12 protein-coding genes and 2 tRNA genes are annotated in these 17,690 nt (G+C 69.7%); 6 read left to right on the top strand and 8 right to left on the bottom strand.

Annotated elements, in window-relative coordinates; genetic code table 11:
- The first annotated feature begins 158 nt into the window (after nt 1-158).
- Both IEY21_RS03540 and IEY21_RS03535 read left to right on the top strand, forming a co-directional pair.
- On the top strand, nt 159-3,155 hold the full coding sequence (locus tag IEY21_RS03540; RefSeq protein ID WP_188901444.1) for an AfsR/SARP family transcriptional regulator: 2,997 nt from the start codon (nt 159-161) through the stop codon (nt 3,153-3,155).
- A 52-nt stretch (nt 3,156-3,207) separates the two neighbouring features.
- Nucleotides 3,208-3,990, top strand: coding sequence for a 3-hydroxybutyrate dehydrogenase (locus IEY21_RS03535; RefSeq protein ID WP_188901442.1), 783 nt, complete (start codon nt 3,208-3,210; stop codon nt 3,988-3,990).
- 22 nt (nt 3,991-4,012) lie between these two features.
- Here IEY21_RS03535 and IEY21_RS03530 read toward each other — a convergent pair whose 3' ends face one another.
- Both IEY21_RS03530 and IEY21_RS03525 read right to left on the bottom strand, forming a co-directional pair.
- On the bottom strand, nt 4,013-4,519 hold the full coding sequence (locus IEY21_RS03530) for a CAP domain-containing protein (RefSeq protein WP_229752849.1): 507 nt from the start codon (nt 4,517-4,519) through the stop codon (nt 4,013-4,015).
- A 71-nt stretch (nt 4,520-4,590) separates the two neighbouring features.
- Nucleotides 4,591-6,639 carry a M3 family metallopeptidase gene (locus tag IEY21_RS03525; protein ID WP_188901440.1) on the bottom strand — a complete coding sequence of 683 codons (2,049 nt, stop codon included), beginning with the start codon at nt 6,637-6,639 and terminating at the stop codon, nt 4,591-4,593.
- A 73-nt stretch (nt 6,640-6,712) separates the two neighbouring features.
- On the opposite strand from IEY21_RS03525, the gene IEY21_RS03520 reads away from it, so the two are divergent.
- On the top strand, nt 6,713-7,708 hold the full coding sequence (locus tag IEY21_RS03520) for a GNAT family N-acetyltransferase (RefSeq protein WP_229752848.1): 996 nt from the start codon (nt 6,713-6,715) through the stop codon (nt 7,706-7,708).
- A 3-nt stretch (nt 7,709-7,711) separates the two neighbouring features.
- Here IEY21_RS03520 and IEY21_RS03515 read toward each other — a convergent pair whose 3' ends face one another.
- The 4 genes from IEY21_RS03515 to IEY21_RS03500 form a co-directional block, all read right to left on the bottom strand.
- Entirely contained in the window at nt 7,712-9,445 is a 1,734-nt protein-coding gene (locus IEY21_RS03515) for a GAF domain-containing sensor histidine kinase (protein WP_188901438.1), read from the bottom strand.
- Nucleotides 9,446-9,531: 86 nt separating this feature from the next.
- Entirely contained in the window at nt 9,532-10,311 is a 780-nt protein-coding gene (locus tag IEY21_RS03510; RefSeq protein WP_188901436.1) for an RNA methyltransferase, read from the bottom strand.
- A gap of 60 nt (nt 10,312-10,371) precedes the next feature.
- Nucleotides 10,372-11,199 carry a hypothetical protein gene (locus IEY21_RS03505; RefSeq protein WP_188901434.1) on the bottom strand — a complete coding sequence of 276 codons (828 nt, stop codon included), beginning with the start codon at nt 11,197-11,199 and terminating at the stop codon, nt 10,372-10,374.
- Nucleotides 11,196-12,554: a glycogen synthase gene (locus IEY21_RS03500; protein ID WP_188901432.1), complete on the bottom strand. Its 1,359-nt coding sequence runs from the start codon at nt 12,552-12,554 to the stop codon at nt 11,196-11,198. Before IEY21_RS03500 ends, IEY21_RS03505 begins: the two co-directional genes overlap by 4 nt.
- Nucleotides 12,555-12,717: 163 nt before the next feature.
- Here IEY21_RS03500 and IEY21_RS03495 point away from each other — a divergent pair.
- Nucleotides 12,718-12,793, top strand: a tRNA-Ile gene (locus IEY21_RS03495).
- A 26-nt stretch (nt 12,794-12,819) separates the two neighbouring features.
- Nucleotides 12,820-12,894: transfer RNA gene (locus IEY21_RS03490), tRNA-Val, on the top strand.
- A 332-nt stretch (nt 12,895-13,226) separates the two neighbouring features.
- Here the strand turns inward: IEY21_RS03490 and IEY21_RS03485 are convergent.
- Both IEY21_RS03485 and aceE read right to left on the bottom strand, forming a co-directional pair.
- Nucleotides 13,227-13,478, bottom strand: a complete 252-nt coding sequence (locus tag IEY21_RS03485) for a hypothetical protein (protein ID WP_188901430.1) — start codon at nt 13,476-13,478, stop codon at nt 13,227-13,229.
- Nucleotides 13,479-13,554: 76 nt separating this feature from the next.
- Nucleotides 13,555-16,221: a pyruvate dehydrogenase (acetyl-transferring), homodimeric type gene (gene aceE, locus IEY21_RS03480; protein WP_188901428.1), complete on the bottom strand. Its 2,667-nt coding sequence runs from the start codon at nt 16,219-16,221 to the stop codon at nt 13,555-13,557.
- A 333-nt stretch (nt 16,222-16,554) separates the two neighbouring features.
- Here aceE and IEY21_RS03475 point away from each other — a divergent pair.
- Nucleotides 16,555-17,690, top strand: a 1,136-nt coding sequence (locus IEY21_RS03475; RefSeq protein WP_308424813.1) for a chemotaxis protein CheB, incomplete at its 3' end; no start/stop codon positions are given.

Genomic DNA, 17,690 nt, shown 5'->3' with positions numbered 1-17,690 from the left:
GAGGCGTCCGACACGCGCCTTTCCCGCTTTTTTGCGCTGCCCGCGTGCTCCAGGGCTGCGTCCCGCACGGCCTGACGCAGCCTCCGGCGAAGGTGGGGCCGGGATAACCCGCCTGGGGGCGGTTCCCCCGCGGTGCTGGCCCTGCTAGCATCGAGCGGATGACCGTGTCCTGGCGGGATTTGACCTCACGGCGGCGGGCGCGCGTGCCGGCGGTGCGTGGGGTCCTGGCCCGGCCGCGCCTGCAAGCAGCGCTGGACGCCGCGCGGGTGCTGGTGCTCGTTGCCCCGGCGGGCTACGGCAAGACCACCGCCCTGGCCGGAAGCATGGCGGGCAGCACGCACGCATGGCTGACCCTGGACGCCGATGACGGCGATCCGCAGGTGCTCGCCGCCGGTCTGGCGCTGGCGGCCGAGGGCCTGCCCGGCGGCGCGGCGGTGGCTGAACTGCTGGACGCCGGGGCCTCGCCCCGCCGGGTGGCGGCGCGGCTCGCCGACGTGCTGGACGCCTGCGGAGGACTGCTCGTGCTCGACGAGGCGCAGCATCTGGGCGGCGCGCCGGTCAGCGACGTGCTGCGCGAACTGCTGGGCGGCGGTCTACCGGGCGTGAACGCCGGGCGGCTGGCGCTGCTGGCGCGCGTGCCGCCGGCGCTGCCCGAGCTGGCCCGGCTGGAGGCCGCGGGCGAGGTCGTGCGGCTGGGCGCGGCAGAGCTGGCCTTTACCCGACAGGAGGTCGGCGAACTGCTGCGCGCCGCAGGCCTGAATCCCAGCGGGCCGGAGCTGCGGCTGGCGCATGTGGTCACCGAGGGCTGGCCCATCGCGGTGCGCTTTCTGGGCCAGGCGGTGGCCCAGGGGCGCGTGCGGCTGGCCGAGATGGCCGATCTGGACGGCGGTGAGGCGCAACTGGGCACCCTGTTCACCTATCTGGCGCGCGAGGTGCTGGGGCCGCTGGAACCCGCGCTCAGGGAGCTGCTCACGCGCGGCAGCGTGTTCGAGGAACTAACGCCAGAGCTGGCACGTGAGGTGCTTGGCGAGCCGGATGGAGACCGGCTTCTCGAAGCGCTCTCGGGCGGCACCTTCCTGACGCGGGCCGGGGAGGCCGTCTACCGCGCCCATCCGCTGCTGCGCGCCCACCTGCGCGCCGGGCTGCCCCGCGACGAGGTGCAGCGCCTCGCTGCCCGCGGAGCCGCTTACTTTGAGCGCATGGGCCGGCCCCGCCGGGCCCTGGAGGCGCATCTGCTCTCGGGCAACGTGGGACGCGCGGCGGCGCTGCTCTCCGGGCACGGCACCGGCTGGCTGGCGCAGGGGCGCACCGGCCTGATCGAGCGCAGCCTGGGCCGCCTGCCGCGCGCCGCGTGGACGCCCGAACTGCACGCCCTGGCCGGAGACGCCCTGCGGCTGTCGTCACGGTATGCCGAGGCGCTCGGCGAGTACGCGCGGGCCACTCCGCTGCTGCGCGCGCTGGGGCAGATTCAGGTGGCGCTGGACACCGTTCAGCCCGACGCGACCTGGGCTGCGCTGGAAGTGGCCGGAACGCTGGCCCCCGACCCCGCACCCGTGCAGCGCATGCGGGCCGAGAACCTACTGAATGCCGGGCGGCTGGCCGAGGCGCTGGCCCTGGAACCGGAACTGGCCCGTGGAGCGCGCTTCGCCCTGCGCTCAGGGGCCCTGGAGCAGGCCAGAGCGCTGGCCGACGCGGCGGCGCGGGGTGAGGCCGGCGGCACACGTGCGGCCCAGAACCACCGCGAGGGCCTGCTGCTCGCCTCGTTTGTGGCGGCCCTGCAGGGCGAGGCGCAGGCGGCCGCCGGGTACGCCCACGCCGGGCTCGCCGAGGGCGAGCGGCTGGAAAGTCCTTTCGTGTGCGGGCTGGCGCTGGCCCGCCTGGGTCACGCCCGACTGACCGCCGGCGACACGGAAGGCGCGGCGGCGGCCTATGAGGACGCGCTGGCCCGGGCGCAGGACGTCGCGGGCCGCCTGCGCGTCGAGCCGCTGATGGGACTGGCTGCGCTGGCCGGCCGCGCGGGCGACCCGGCGCGCGCCCGAACGCTGAAGGCCGAGGCGCTGGCCCAGGTCAACGGGGACGGCTACATGACGGCCCTGCTGCATCTGGCGGCGGCGCTGGGAGTGCAGGAGGCGGGCGACCTTGACGGCCCGGGTCTGAGCGCCGCCTTTGAGGCCTTCCACGCCTGCGGCGACGCCTTCGGGCTGGCCTGTGTGGCGCTGGCCCGCTTCGCTGCAGATGGCAGCGACAGCCAGGCCGCGGCCCAGGCCGCCGTGCGCTACCCCTTTCTGCTGGCCCGGCACAGCCTGTTCTCACCGCTGCCCCATCCGTCGGGCCGGGCGCGGCTGCTCGCACGTCTGGCGCAGCTTCACCCGGATGTCTGTGCTGACCTTGCTCCCGCCGCGCGGGAACTGGGCTACGCCGACATGCCCCATCCCGACGAGACCCCCGGCTTCGGGGTGCAGGTCTCGGTGCTGGGGCGCGTGGCCGTCACGCGCAGCCACGAGGACCGCCCGCGGGAATGGGGCCGGGCCCGGGCGCGCGACCTGCTTGCCCTGCTCGCCGTCCATCCGGAAGGCGTGGCCCGCGAGGTCGCCCAGGAAGCGCTGTTTCCGGGGGCCGAACCCGGCGTGGGCGAGCGCAACTTCCGCGTCACGCTGCACGCACTGGGGCAGGTGCTGGAGGAGGGCGCGGCCAGCGGCACCTTCCTGGAACGCGGCGAGTGGCTGCGCCTGCGCTGCGGCCCCGACCTGCACGTGGACCTGCATGCCGCCCGGCGCGTGCTGGACGCCCCCACCGGGGATCCCGGGCGTCTTGAGACGCTGCTGGCCTTGCCCGGCCGGGTGGCCGACTCGGATCTGGACGCCATGCAGCACGAGGCCCGGCACCACGCCACGCGCCTGCCCGAGGCCCTGGTCGCCGAGGCCGACTGCGCCCTGCTCGCCGGGCAGCCCCTGCGGGCAGTGCGCGCCGCCGAGCGTGCCCTGGACCTTGACCCGGCCCACGAACCCGCCGCCCACGCGCTGATGCGTGCGTGGCACGCGCGGGGCAACGCCGCGGCGGCCCACCGCGTGTACACCCGGCTTCAGGCCGACCTGGCCGACCTGGGATTGAGTCCACTGCCCGAGACGCGGGCCCTGGCAGAGAACGGGCGCTGAGCATAGGGGAAGCCAGAATGCCCGCGTAACGCCCTGGCCCTACACTCCGGGCATGACAGCCCCACACAACGACACCCCAGAACACCGCACCGCCCTGGTCACGGGCGGTGCCAGCGGCATCGGCCTCGCCATCGCGCGGCGCCTGCAGAAAGACGGCATGCGGGTGGCTGTGCTGGACCTGGACCGGCCCCAGGCCCGGGAAGTCGCCGAGAGCCACGGACTGACCTTCATCGGGGCCGATCTGTCGCGCCGTGAGGACTGCCGCCGGGCGATAGACGACACGGTGGCCGCACTGGGCAGCCTGGACGTGCTCGTGAACAATGCCGGATTCCAGCACATCGCGCCGCTGGCCGAATTTCCCGAAGACACCTGGGACACCATGCTGCACGTCATGCTGACCGCGCCCTTCTTGCTGTCCCGGTATGCCTGGGCCCACCTGACGCGCTCGGGGCAGGGCCGCATCATCAACATCGCCAGCATCCACGGACATGTCGCCAGCCCGTTCAAGAGCGCCTACATCAGTGCCAAGCACGGACTGATCGGCCTGACCCGCACGGCCGCGCTGGAGGCGGGCGAGCAGGGCCTGACCGTCAACGCCATCTGCCCCGGCTACGTGCGCACGCCGCTCGTTACCGGCCAGATCAAGGATCAGGCCCGCACGCGCGGCCTCAACGAGGCCGATGTGGAGGAAAAGGTGATGCTGGAGGGCGCGGCCATCAAGCGGCTGCTGGATCCCGAGGACGTGGCCGCCCTGGCCAGTTACGTCGCCAGCACCGCCGCGTGGGGCATGACCGGCGCCGTGCTGGACCTGGACCTGGGCTGGACGGCGCGGTAGGTCAGCCCGCGTTTATGCAGGTCTACTGCGGCTGACTGCTCAGCACGACCACATAGGCCGTTCCGCGGGACCCCTGCACCACGCTGACCCCCGCGTGCGTGTAGCGTCCCTCGGTCATCCAGTAGCAATGAACCGGGCTCTGCAGCCACCAGCGCAGAGCCCCTTCCGGATTGCTTCCCGCACCCATGTACACGATCTCGGTCACGCTGGTTGCCCGGACGCCCGTGCGGGCCGCGCGGACTCGGGGAGTGCTGCCGCCCGCACCAAAGTGGGTCACCCGCCCCGAGGCGCTGATGTAGCCTGCCTGGAGCCGGGCGGCCTGGGCATGCGGAACGCTGGGACGCAGCGCCCCGGCCGTGGGCCGCCGGCCGCTGCCCGGGCAGGTCACGCCCTGCACCCGCACCTGATTGAGCCGCGCGAGCAACTGCGCCTCGGCACTCGTCTGGGCCCCGGCCACCGAGAAGGTGGGCAGGACCGTCAGGGCGGAAAGCAGCAGGGTGCGCGTGACCATCCGGAAAGCCTTGAGCATCCGCAGAGCATAGTGCAAAAGCAACCCGGCTCACCTTCATACTCGGGAGCCGGGCTGCAGAGGCGAGGACTTTAAGCGGGAAGCAGTCCGCTGCGGCGCAGCAGCGCGTCCGCATCCGGGTCACGGCCCATGAACTCGCGGTACAGCGCGGCGGGGTCCTCGCCATTGCCGCGGCTCAGCACGCTGTCCACAAAGGCGCGGCCCGTCTCGGCGTTGAAGATGCCCTCGGTGGCAAAGCGCGAGAACGCGTCGGCGTCGAGAACTTCAGCCCATTTGTAGCTGTAGTACCCGGCCCCGTATCCCACCGGATTGGAGAACAGGTGGCTGAAAGCGGCGACCATCGAGTAATCGGCGGGCAGCGGATACGGCGCAAAGCGGGTCATGGTCTCGCGGGCCAGCGCGATGGGATCGGCACTGCCCTGCGGATCGTACTCGACGTGCAGGGTCAGGTCGGTCAGGCCAAAGGAGTACTGACGCATGGCGGTGTTCGCGGCGCGGTAGTTGCGGGCGGCGACCATCTTTTCAAACAGGTCCTGGGGCAGCGCCTCGCCGGTCTGGTGGTGGCGCGCAAACAGGTCCAGGGCGTCGCGCTCCATGACCCAGTTCTCCATGATCTGGCTGGGCAGTTCCACAAAATCCCACGCGACGCGCGTGCCGCTCAGCGAGCGCACCGGCACGCGAGAGAGGGCATGGTGCAGCAGGTGTCCGAACTCGTGGAACACGGTCTCGACTTCGCGGATCGAGAGCAGCGCGGGCGCATTGGGACCAGGAGGCGTCATGTTGCCGCACATCAGCCCCAGGTGCGGCTCCACTCCGTTCTGCCGTGGGCCACCCGTCACCAGACCGTTCATCCACGCTCCGGCCCGCTTGGTGTCGCGCGGGAACCAGTCGGTGTAGAAGGAGGCGACGTGGGTGCCGTCCCCGTCGTGAATGTCGTAGTAACGGACCTCGGGATGCCAGCCCGGAGCCTGGGCCTCGCTCACGGAGACGCCGAAGACCCGGCGGGTGATCTCGAACAGCCCCGAAAGCACCCGGTCCATGGGAAAATACGGACGCAGGGCTTCCTCGTCAAAGTCATATTCGGCCTGACGCTGCTTCTCGGCCCAGTACGTCACGTCCCAGGCCTCCAGGGCGGGGGCGTCGGTTCCAGCCTGCTGGCGGTAGAAGGCTTCCAGTTCCTCGTTCTCGCGCTCGTAGGCGGGGCGGGTGCGGGCCTCCAGCTCTCGCTCGAAGGTCAGGGCCGCCTCACCGCTGCCTGCCATGCGGTCTTGCAGCACGTAGTCGGCGAAGTTGGCAAAGCCCAGGAGTTTGGCCTTCTCGCGGCGCAGTTTCAGGATCTCGCCCACCAGCGGACGGTTGTCGCGGCCCGGCTGCTTGCCCACCTGCTGCTGGGCCTGCCAGATCTCACGGCGCAGCTCGCGGTCGTCGGCATAGGTCATCAGCGGGGTGGTCACCGGCTGGTGCAGGGTCAGGCGGTGGCCGTCCCTTCCCCGCTCCCGGGCATCCTGGCGGGTGGCGTCCAGCACGCGCTGCGGCACGCCGCCCAGACGTTCCTCGCCCACGTACAGCTCAAAGGCTGCGGTGGCGTCCAGTACATTCTTGCCAAAGTCGCTGGTCACGCGCGCCAGCCGGGTGTTCAGCGCGAGCAGCCGTTCACGGCCCTCATCCTGCAGGTCGGCTCCCTCGCGGCGGAAAATCTCGATGGTCAGCTTGAGATGCCGGGCCCGCACCGGGTCCAGAGCGCGGGCATCCTCCGTCTCGGCGTAGGCCTTCAGGGCGGCCCACAGACCCGGGTGTAGTCCCAGTTTGGTGTGGAACTCGCTGACCTTGGGCAGAATCGCCAGCTTGGCCGCCGTCCACTCGGGGCTGTTCACCACGGCGTCCAGGTGATGAACCACGGTCGTCACGGTGCCCAGTTGCTCGGTCAGGGTGTCGAGGTCGTGCATGAAGTCGCTGAAGCCGCGCTCCCCGGCCGCCGCCAGATGCTCCAGCTTCGCTTCCGCCTGGGCGAGCAGGGTATCCACCGCGCTCTCGGCATGTTCGGGCCGGATCTGGTCAAAGGGAATACGGAAACCGATGTTTAACAACGGGTTTCCCGTCAGGACGCTTGAATTGCTCATCCCCGCAGTATAGAGAGCGCCGGATGCGCCGATTGACGGATGTGAACGGCGTCCAGCCATGCTGTACTCAGCCATGGCACCCCTCCCCTCTCCCCACGCCCCGCCGTCCCCCGCCCCTGAGCTGCAGTGGCGCGAGGCCAGCGCCGCCGATTTTCCCCGCCTGGCCGCGTTCCTGAGCGCTGCCCACCCCGAGTCTCCGGTCGGCGTGGGCGACCTGCAGCGGCGGGCCTCAGAGCGGGAGCCGGGGGAACCCCACCGCCTGCAGATGGCGCTGCGCGGCGACGACATCGTCGGCCTCGCAGAAACCGGCGTACCCCGGCTGGACGGGCATTCCGGCTGGCTGGAGATCACGCTGCGGACCCGGCCTACTGGGGGGAGCGGTCCCCTGGCGCAGGAGCTGCTTGCGCTGGCCGAGGCCCATGCCCAGGAACTCGGCGCGCGGACGCTGATCTCCAGGGTACGCGAGGACTGGTGGGAACATGCCTTTCTGCTCACCCACGGGTACGCCGAACACGACCGCATGTGGACCAGCACGCTGGACCTGCGAACCCTGGACTTTGCCCGCTTCGTCCCCCAGCAGGCGAGGACCACGGCGGCCGGGGTGCAGGTGGTGTCCCTGGCAGCCCTGGGCACCTTTGATGAGGCCCAACAGCGCCGCTTCTACGGGTTGGTGGCCGCCCTGCTCGCCGACGTGCCCAGCGCCACCCCGGTCAGCGTGTGGCCCTTCGAGGTCTGGCAGCGCCGCGCGGGCCAGCGGATGCAGCCTGAGGGGGTGTTCCTCGCCGTGGCCCCGGACGGAGCGTGGGTGGGCCTGAGCGAGCTGTACCGGCCCAGCGCCACGCACCCGGACACCCTGCACAACGGCCTGACCGGGGTGTTGCCCCCGTGGCGTGGGCTGGGCCTCGCCTACACCCTCAAGCTGGCCGCCGCCCGCGCCGCGCTGCAGCGGGGCTTTACCCACTCGCGCACCGGCAACCACAGCGTCAACCGGCCCATGCTCGCGGTGAACGAGCGCCTGGGCTTCGTGCGCGGGCCGGCGCTGGTCACCCTGCGGCGTGAGGTGCGCTGACCCTCAGGCCTGGGGCAGTTCCGCCTCGATGACCGTGCCGTGGCCGGGACTGCTCAGGATGCGGTACTGGCCGCCGCGCGCCTGCAGGCGCTCGCGCATCTGGGCCAGGCCCAGGCCGCCCGCGCTGCTGACGCGCCCGGTGACGGCCTCCAGATCAAAGCCCGCGCCGTCGTCGCGCACGCGCAGGGTCACCTGACTTGCGCCGCCGTGCATGGTCACGCCCACCTCGCCCGCGCGGGCGTGTTTGGCGACGTTGTTCAGGCTCTCCTGCAGGATGCGGAAGACCACCGCCTCGTCCCCGGGCGAGAGATGCACCTCGCCGGTCACGTCCAGGGTGCTTTTCAGGCCGTTCTGCTCGGCGAAATCCAGCACGTAGCGGCGCACCGTCTCCAGCAGGCCGTAGCGCTCCAGATCAATGGGCCGCAACGCAAAGATGCTGCGGCGGACCTCGCGGATCTGCTCGCGCAGCAGCGTGGTGGCCGCGCGCACATCGGTTTCGGCCTGGGCGGGGTCGCTGTGGAGCTTGCGGGCCACCACATCCAGCTTCAGGGCGGCGAAGGCCAGCGACTGCGCCACGCCGTCGTGAATCTCGCGGGCGATCCGGGCGCGCTCGTCGCTGATGGCGAGTTCCTCGGAGTACAGGTAGGCGCGGGCGTTGCGGACCGCCAGGGTCGCCTGCCCGGCCATCAGGGCCAGCAGGGACACGCGGGTATCCCCAAAGGCGTCCTCGCGCGGGTCGCCCAGCATCAGCACGCCCACCAGTCCCTCCTCGTCGCGCATGGGCAGCCCCAGCACGCTGCGGGCCTCGGGAAAGACCTCACAGGCCTCCGCTCCGCCCGCGATCAGCGGTCCCGTGCCGCCGGCCACCCGCACGGCGAAGGCCGGGGCCACTCCCCCGCCCGTCTCGCCGCGGCGGTCCTGGGCGTACTCCAGACGCAGCACGCCGTCCTCATCGCTGAGGTAGGCCGCGCGGGCCTCGGCACCCACCCGGCCCGCCATGGTGCCGGTCACGCGCGCGAGCAGGCGGCGCATGTTGCGCTCGGCGCGGATGCTCTGGTCCACGCTGTAGAGCGTCATCAGGTCCAGGGTGCGCTGGCGGGCGGCCTCCACCCCGGTGGCGACCTCGGCGGCCAGCGCCTGGGTCAGCGCCGTGGTGTCGGCGGTGGGCGGGGTCTCGAAATGCAGCAGCAGCGCGCCGCCGCCGGGAATGGCCACCTTGAGCGGATGCAGCGCGGCGCTGGGGGCCGAGAGCAGGGTCTCCCCCCGTGCGCTGCCGCTGAGCCCGCCCGGCACGGTCAGGGTGGCGTGGGTCGCCCCGGTCACGCGCACGGCCCCGCGCGCCGCGACTTCCAGCACCGCTCCCAGATCGGCGGCGTCGGTCAGGTCGCGCATCAGCTCCTGCACCGCCTGCAGGCGGCCGTGCGAGGCGCTGAGCTGGCCGTACAGGTCGCGCAGCTCACGCTCGGCCCGCTCGCGGGCGCGGGTGCCTTCGGCAATCCACTCCACGCTGAAGAAGGTCACCGCCGGCCCCACCAGCCCGTAGAACAGCAGGTGCGCCCACAGCTCGCGCGAGGGGTCTCCCAGCAAAGAGATCAGCAGTTCGACCGCCCCCACCACCAGCACGATCAGGGGCGGCAGGGTGTTGCGCACCACCCGCACCCGGTCCGAGAGCGGAGCGCGCGGTGGTGCGGCGGGGGGACCGCTCAGCGGCTTGCGGGGCGCGGGGGCGTCCGTCATGACCGGCAGTCTAGGTGGAGACGGAGCAAACTTCAGTGACAGATGGTGCCAGATGATCTGGGGCCCACCGGCCTGCTTGAAACGCCTCAGCGGGCGTCCTCCGGCGTGTCCCCTGTCTCTGCAGCTCCGCCCTCTCCCACGGGCGGCCTCGGCTCCGCCGTGCCCCGCTGCGCGGCGTCCTGGACCTTCCACTGCACCTGCCTCAGCAGGCCCCGGAACAGCCGGCTCTCGGCGCTGCTCATCAGGGCGCGGTCCAGCAGCGCGCGCCACAGCCGCAGGGTATGCCGGGCACGCACGGCGTCGGTATATCCGATCAACTGCATGGTGTCGTGCAGGTGGCCGTACATCGCTTCCATCTCCTGACGGGTGGCCGTCTTGCGGACGCGCTCGGCAGGCTCCTCCTGACCCTGCAGAAACTCGTAACACACGAGCAGCACCGCCTGGGCCAGATTCAGGCTGGCGTAATCGCCGGTGGGAATCCGCACCGTGACCTGACACTGCTCCAGATCGGCGTTGTTCAGGCCAGATTCTTCCGGCCCGAAGACCAGCGCCGGGGCCGTGGCGGCACGCACCAGGGACCGCAACTGCGCCGGATGCTGCGGAGTGGGCAGGTCGGCGCGCACGCGGGCGCTGGTTCCCACGCTCAGGTCGCGGTCAGCCAGGGCCTCGCGCAGCGTGGGGTAAATCTTCGCGCCGCGCAGCAGATCGGCGGCGTGGACAGCCATGGCCACCGCGCCAGAATCCAGATGGTCGCAGCGGGGGGCCACCAGCCGCAGGTCGTGCGCCCCCATGTTCAGCATGGCGCGGGCGGCCGAACCGATGTTGCCGGGGGTTTTGGGAGAAACGAGAACAACAGCCAGGGTCACGGGCGAGATGCTAGCGCGGAAACCGCCTGAGCCCTCTGAACACCGACTGTGTTCCCCGGTTTACCCCAGTGCCAGAATCGGTGTCTCGTCGCTTACGCCCAGGCCCAGGTGCAGGTCGTGGGCGAGTTCCTCCGGCGTGTCGCCCCAGGAATCCATGCCGAGCTGCGTGATGCCGGCCGAGCGCAGACGGCCAAAGACCGCGCTCAACAGCGCAGCCCGCAGCGCGGTCGCTCGCCATTCGGCAGCCACGCCGGGCGAGTCCAGCCGGGCCACGCCGTCCTCGGCGGCCGCCCGGCATATGCCGATGCCCCGACCCTGGGCATCCAGCGCAATCACGCTGAGGTCGGCATCAAAGCCGCCCGCGCCGTCCTGTGCCGCCTCGGGCGCGACCGCGTGATGCCCGATACGGTCCTCGTAGGTCCGCAGGGCCTGCAGCCGGGGCCCGGCCTCCGGCACCTGCGACAGCGGAAACAGACGCACATCCGGCGGACCCTCCACCAGCCGGTAGGGCACGCGCCCGGCAAGCCGACGGTAGGCACCGACCTCCTGGAACCCGTCTGCGAGCAGGGCTTCGGACGGAAACAGAAAGCCCTCGGCAAACACGTAGACGCGCCCGGCGGCCGCGTGCGCGCTGCGGGCCAGCGCCACGGCCACCGCGGCCTGCTGCGGGCCAGCCACCACGCCGCCCACGAGCTCTGCGCCGTGCTGCGGACTGGGCCGCAGGCCCACCGCGCCCAGCACCTCCCCCGCTGGCCCGGCATGCCGCGCAAGCCAGCCCGCCGTGCAGGCGTCGGCCATCCACGCCACCGCGTCTTCCGGCGCACCGTACAGGTCCGCGAAGACCGGCACGAGGGCGGTGGGAGCGACCTCCACGACCTCAGCCGTCACGGGCCCAGCTTGCGGTACAGGGCGAGGTACTGCCGCGCCGGGCCCTGCCAGCTGAAGTCCAGGGCCATGCCGCGCTCCATCCGTGCCCGCCACGCCTCCGGGCGGTCAAATTCGGCGCGGGCCTCGGCGCAGGCTTGCGCTAAAGCTTCCGGCGTGGCGTTGGCGAAGCGGAAGCCGATGTCGGCAGGCACGGTGTCCACCAGCCCGCCGGTGAGCCGGACCACCGGCAGGGTGCCGTAGCGCATGGAGATCATTTGGGACAGGCCGCACGGCTCGAAGCGGCTGGGCATGGCAAAGGCGTCGGCACCGGCATAGATGCGGTGGGCCAGCGGTTCGTTCAGCCCCTGCGCGAAGGCCACGCGCGGATGCTGCGCCCAGCCCGAGAGCGCGGCGCTCAGCAACGGGTCGCCGCCGCCCAGCACAACCACATTCCAGTCCTGAATCAGCGTGGGCAGCGCCTCGATCAGCAGGTCAATGCCCTTCTGGTCGGCCAGCCGGCTGACCGTCGCCAGGATGGGCGCGTCGTCCAGCCCGAACTCGGCGCGCAGAACGGCGGTCGCCGCCGCCTTGCCGGCCGGATCGCCGTAGGCGGGCACGTCCGGATCGGTGCGCGGGTCCCAGCGCTCCTGGTCCAGCCCGTTGAGGATGCCGCTCAGCCTTCCCTCGCGCGTCAGACGGACGAGCAGGCCCTGCAGGCCCTCGCCGTATTCGGGGGTGGTGATCTCACGCGCGTAGGTGGGGCTGACGGTGGTCACCGCGTCGGCGAAGGTCAACCCGGCCTTCATCAGGTTGAGGTCGCCGTGGAATTCCAGCGCGTCCGGCCCGAGGGTCCATTCGGGCAGGCCGGTCCAGTGTGAGCCCTCCTCCATGTTCCAGCGGCCCTGGTATTGCAGGTTGTGAATCGAGAAGACGGTCTTGATGCCCGCCAGATTCGCGTGCGCAACCACCAGACCGGCCTGCCAGTCGTGGCCGTGCAGCACGTCGGGCAGCGCGTCCAGATGCCGCAGCGCCGGCAGCACCGCGCGCCCGAACATGCAAAAGCGGTACACGTCATCCTCGAAATACAGCCCCGGCCGGTCGAACTCCGGCAGTCCGAGAAACAGGTAGCGCACGCCCCCCTGCACAATCTGCCCGAGCCGGAGTTCGGGGATGGGGGCCGGGCCGCCGGTCAGCTCCGGCAGCGAACCGCGCCACAGCTCCTCGGGCTGGCCGGCGAGCGAGCCGTACCACGGAGAGACAACCGTGGTTTCCGTCTCCTGGGCGGCCAGCACCTCGGGCAGAACCCCCAGCACGTCTCCCAGGCCGCCCGAACGTGAGAACGGAAAGACCTCCGAGGCCACATGAACAACTCGCATAACCGTCACTGTACCCGGATGCGGCGTTTGACGCACATCACGCCGGCGTTTGACAAGTCATGAAGCCGTTGCTACACTTCCCCTCGCCCGAAGTCTGAGCACGGCACGTCCGGGGCACAGATCAAGGGAACTGGCCCTCCCGCTTTCGCTGGAGGACGACTGGGGGCTCTTAGCTCAACGGTCAGAGCAGTCGGCTCATAACCGATTGGTTGCCGGTTCAAATCCGGCAGGGCCCACCACGGTCTGCCAGATGGCAAGAAAATTCGGGCGGTTAGCTCAGTGGTAGAGCATTCGCTTCACACGCGAAGGGTCGTAGGTTCAAATCCTATACCGCCCACCAAACAACCTCGGCTGAGCCGGGGTTTTTTCATTTGTTGTTCCCAGAGGTACAAACGCCTGACCGACAATGACAGACAAATGGGGCGAAACGGCCGTTTTTGGGCCGATTCCTGCATGGCGGTTTGTATAACGCCACGCTCGCCCTGGACCTCGCGCCTGGCGGCTGCCGGGAAGCCCGCCAAGATACCCGCAGCGTGAGCCAAGAGGCCGGGGCCATCCCACACTTGCAGGACCTCCTTTAGGATGGAGTAGTGGTTAAACCCAAAATGGTCCGCTTAAGCCTAATTGTCTCTGTGATCATGGCCGCAGTTTCGTATGGTGCAACCCGCGATCTCATTTTGAGTGTACTTGTTGTAGTTTTGGCTTTTGTTTTATCCCTGATCGTAGAGCGTTTTCCTCGGCGTTGAAAATCATTCTAAAATCTCTTGGTACCGGGCGTTTTACAACACCAACCGGCCCCATTTGCATGTGTGCAGTCCCCTTTTGCGGAATCTGCCCGGCCAGGGTCACCCCCACGTTTTCCCACAGTCGCCACCTGCGCTCCTTCGCCCCAGCAACACCAAACTTTGCCAGGAAAGTCTGCACCTGAGCCCCCGGCCGCGCCTGTAAACAAGGAGAGCCGCGCCTTCAACAGACGCGGCCCTCTGAATCCCCCCCGCGTTCAGGAGGTCAGGGGATTGGCCTTCGGACGGTCCAGGTCATAGCGCTCCATGGCGCGGGTAACCGTTTGTGCCCCCAGGGTTCCCTGATCGCTCAGCGCCTTGAGGGCAGCCAGCACGATGTGGTGGGCATCAACCTCGAAAAACGTGCGCAGGGCGGCCCGGGTATCGCTGCGGCCAAAGCCGTCGGTGCCCAGGGTCACATAATCGGCACGCAGGTAAGGCCGGATCATGTCGGGCACGGCGCGCAGGTAATCCGTGGCAGCGATCACGGGAGCAGTGGACTGGTTGAGATGGGTTCCCACGAACGAGGGCCGCGCGGTCTCCTCCGGATGCAGCCGGCTGAGCCGCTCGGCCTCCATGCCGTCACGGCGCAGTTCCCCGAAGCTCGTGACACTCCACACCTCCGCCCCCACCCCCCAGTCGTCGGCCAGCAGCTCGGCGGCCCTGAGCACCTCCCGCAGGATGGTGCCGCTGCCCAGCAACCGGACGTGTGGCCCCGAGGTGTCCTGCAGGGCGCGCAGGCGGTACATGCCGCGCACGATGCCCTCTTCCGCCCCCGGCGGCATTGCCGGATGCAGGTACGTCTCGTTCATCAGGGTGATGTAGTAGTAGTGGTCGCGGTCCTCGGTCAGCATCTCGCGCAGGCCGTGGTGCACGATCACCGCCAGTTCGTAGGCGAACGCCGGATCATAGGCCCGGCAGGTCGGCACGCTGGACGCCAGCAGCAGGCTGTGACCGTCCTGATGCTGCAGGCCCTCGCCGGACAGCGTGGTCCGTCCGGCCGTCGCGCCCATCAGAAAGCCCCGGGCGCGCGCGTCGGCGGCGGCCCAGGCCAGGTCGCCCACACGCTGAAAGCCAAACATGGAGTAGAAGGTATAAAACGGCAGGGTCATCAGCCCGTGCGTGCTGTAGGCGGTGGCAGCGGCCATCCACGAGGCGAAGGCTCCGTCCTCGTTGATGCCCTCCTGAAGCACCTGACCCTCTTCCGCCTCGCGGTAGTACAGCAGCTGGTCCGCGTCCTCCGGCCGGTAACGCTGGCCTTCGGGGGCATAGATGCCGAACTGCCGGAACAGGGCGTTCATGCCGAAGGTCCGCGCCTCGTCGGGGATGATCGGTACCACACGTGGCCCCAGCACCGGGTGACGCAGCAGGGTCAGCAGCAGCTGATTGAAAGCCATGGTGGTGGACACGGGCCGGTCCTCGCTGCCGCGCACCGCGCCGATCAGGTCCTCGCGCGCGGGCGGTTCCAGCCGTTCCGCGCGCACCTGTCGGGCAGGCAGCGGCCCCCCCAGCGCCTCGCGGCGTCCGCGCAGGTACCGCATCTCGGGCGCGTCCTCGGGCGGACGGTAAAAGGCCAGGGTCTGGAGCTGATCGTCACTCAGGGGAAGCTTGAAGCGGTCCCGGAAGGCACGCAGTTGCCCGGCGTCCAGCTTCTTTTGCTGGTGGGCGGTGTTCTTGCCCTCGCCCGCACTGCCCAGTCCATACCCCTTGACGCTGAGCGCCAGGACCACGGTGGGCCGTTTGGCCTGGACTGCCCGTGCGTAGGCGGCGTGGATCTTGAGCGGATCGTGTCCGCCGCGCCGCAGGTCCTGAATCTCGGCGTCCGAGAGGTGGGACACCAGCCCGCGCAGTTCCGGAGAACCTCCAAAAAAGTGCTCCCGCCCGTAGGCCCCGTCCCGGGCCTTGTAGTTCTGGTACTCGCCGTCCAGCGTCGTGTTCATGCGCTCGAGGATCAGGCCCCGGTCATCGCGGGCGAACAGGTCATCCCACTCCGAGCCCCACAGCACCTTGAGGGTGTCCCAGCCGGCGGCCCCGAACGCCGCCTCCAGCTCCTGCACAATGCTGCCGTTGCCGCGCACCGGACCGTCGAGCCGCTGCAGGTTGCAGTTGACCACCCAGATCAGGTTGTCCAGCCCCTCGCGGCTCGCCACGCTCAGCGCGCCGCGCGCCTCGGGCTCGTCCATCTCGCCGTCGCCCACAAAGCACCAGACCTTGCGGTCACTGGGAGCCAGCAGGCCGCGCCGCTCCAGGTATTTCATGAAACGTGCCTGGTAGATCGCTTGAACCGGTCCCAGGCCCATGGAGCCGGTGGGATAGGACCAGAAATCCGGCATCAGCCAGGGATGGGGGTAGCTGGAAAGCCCCTGGCCGCCGACCTCACGCCGGTAATGCAGCAGCTGATCCTCGCTCAGTCGACCTTCCAGAAAGGCGCGCGCATACATCCCGGGCGCGGCGTGCGGCTGGTAAAACACCACGTCCCCCTGGGGCCCGGCGCGCAGGAAATGGTTGAACGCCACTTCGTACAGGTCCGCGGCGCTGGCAAAGGTGGCGAGGTGGCCACCGAGTTCCGAAGAAGCCTGGTTGGCCCGCATCACCATGGCCACGGCGTTCCAGCGGACAGCCGCACACAGCTTGGCTTCCAGCACCGGATCGCCGGGGTAGGCGGGCTGCTCGCCGGGCGCGATCGTGTTGCGCATGGGGGTGTTGAAGCGCCAGCGCAGGTCCAGTTTGCGCTGGCTGGCCCGCTGCAACAGGTGGTCCAGCAGGTAGGCGGCGCGCTCCGGGCCGTCGCGCTGAATCACCGCTTCCAGACTGTCTATCCATTCGGCGGTTTCGGTGGGATCGGGGTCCTGCCCTGGCTTCCAGGCGGGGGGGGTAAGGGTCACGGGGTTTTTGCTCCTTCTTCTGAGCTGGCCCACCTTCGGTTGGGCCGACGTTGGGGCACGCACAAAGCGTGCGGACTCTCGGGGATATGGGACGGTCTGGGGGTTGTGGTCACCGCCACCATACCGAATCTGCACCTGACCCTGTCCGCTCCGTTGAAGGGGGAGCTGCCACGCCGCAAGGAAGTCGCCATCTTTCCCGAAACACCGCCTCCCTGTAACCACGTCATACCGGAAGAGGGGCTCCGGAAGGGCTAGACTCCGGCCACCGGGTCACTTCTGCCGCTCGCCGGGCGTCTGCTGCTGTCCCCAGACCCTTTGCGCGCGGGAGACTCCATGTCCGATTCACAGCCCCATGACCCCTCACAGACCGACGAGCAGCAGCACAGCCCCGGAGAACCGCTCGCCGACGCGCCCCAGCCCGGCCAGCCGCCCTCAGAACCCGCACCGGCCCCTCAGCACGGCGAGGATGAGGAACGCCCGCTTGTGGTGGTCGGCATCGGCGGATCTGCTGGGGCGCTCGACGGCTACGAACGCTTCTTCCTGAGCCTGCCGCCGGACAGCGGCATGGCCTTTGTGGTGGTGACGCACCTTGATCCACATCAGCGCGGCCTGATGCCCGAGATCCTGCAACGCTGCACGGTCATGCCGGTGGTGCAGATCGAGGATGGCATGACCGCGCAGCCCAACCGCGTGCATGTGATTCCGCCGGGCCACAGCCTGTCCATCATGAACGGCGTGCTGCTGCTCGAGGATCTGCAGCTGGCCCAGGGCCGGGTCATCGACAGCTTCTTCGAATCGCTGGCCAGCGACCAGGGCGAGAACGCGGTGGGAATCATCCTGTCGGGCATGGGCAGCGACGGTACCCGCGGCATTCAGGCCATCCGCGAGCAGTTTGGCCTGACCCTGGTGCAAGACCCCCACTCTGCCGAGTATCCGGCCATGCCCCGCAGCGCGGCGGCCACGCAGATGGCGAACGACGTGTTGCCGGCCGAGGACCTCGCGCCGCGCCTGTACAGTTTTGTGAGGCGGGCGCGCACCCTGAATCCGGGCGACTTTGACGGCGACGACGGCTGGGCCAGCGCGCCGCTGCAAAAGATCCTGCGGCTGGTCCGGGTGCGGACCGGCCATGACTTCACGCGCTACAAACGCAGCACCCTGGTGCGCCGCATCGACCGGCGCATGAAGGGACACCGCCTCGAGGACATCTCGGAATACATCCGGCTGCTGCAAGACAGCAAGGAAGAGGCGGACTCCCTGTTCCGGGACTTCACCATCAACGTGACCAGCTTTTTCCGGGACGTGGACGCCTTCGATGAACTCAAGGACCAGATGCGCCGGCTCATCCAGACCACCAAGCAGGATCTGGACAGCGTGCGGGTGTGGGTAGCACTCAGGAGTTGCACCTGCATAACGACGCCAAAGCGCTCCCAGCCGAGAGAATCTGGGAGTGTCGAAGTCACAGATTCTGG

The organism is Deinococcus aerophilus (assembly GCF_014647075.1).
GTDB classification, from domain to species: domain Bacteria; phylum Deinococcota; class Deinococci; order Deinococcales; family Deinococcaceae; genus Deinococcus; species Deinococcus aerophilus.
Note: the sequence above shows the minus strand (reverse complement) of the source record. Positions and strands in the feature narration are given on the sequence as shown.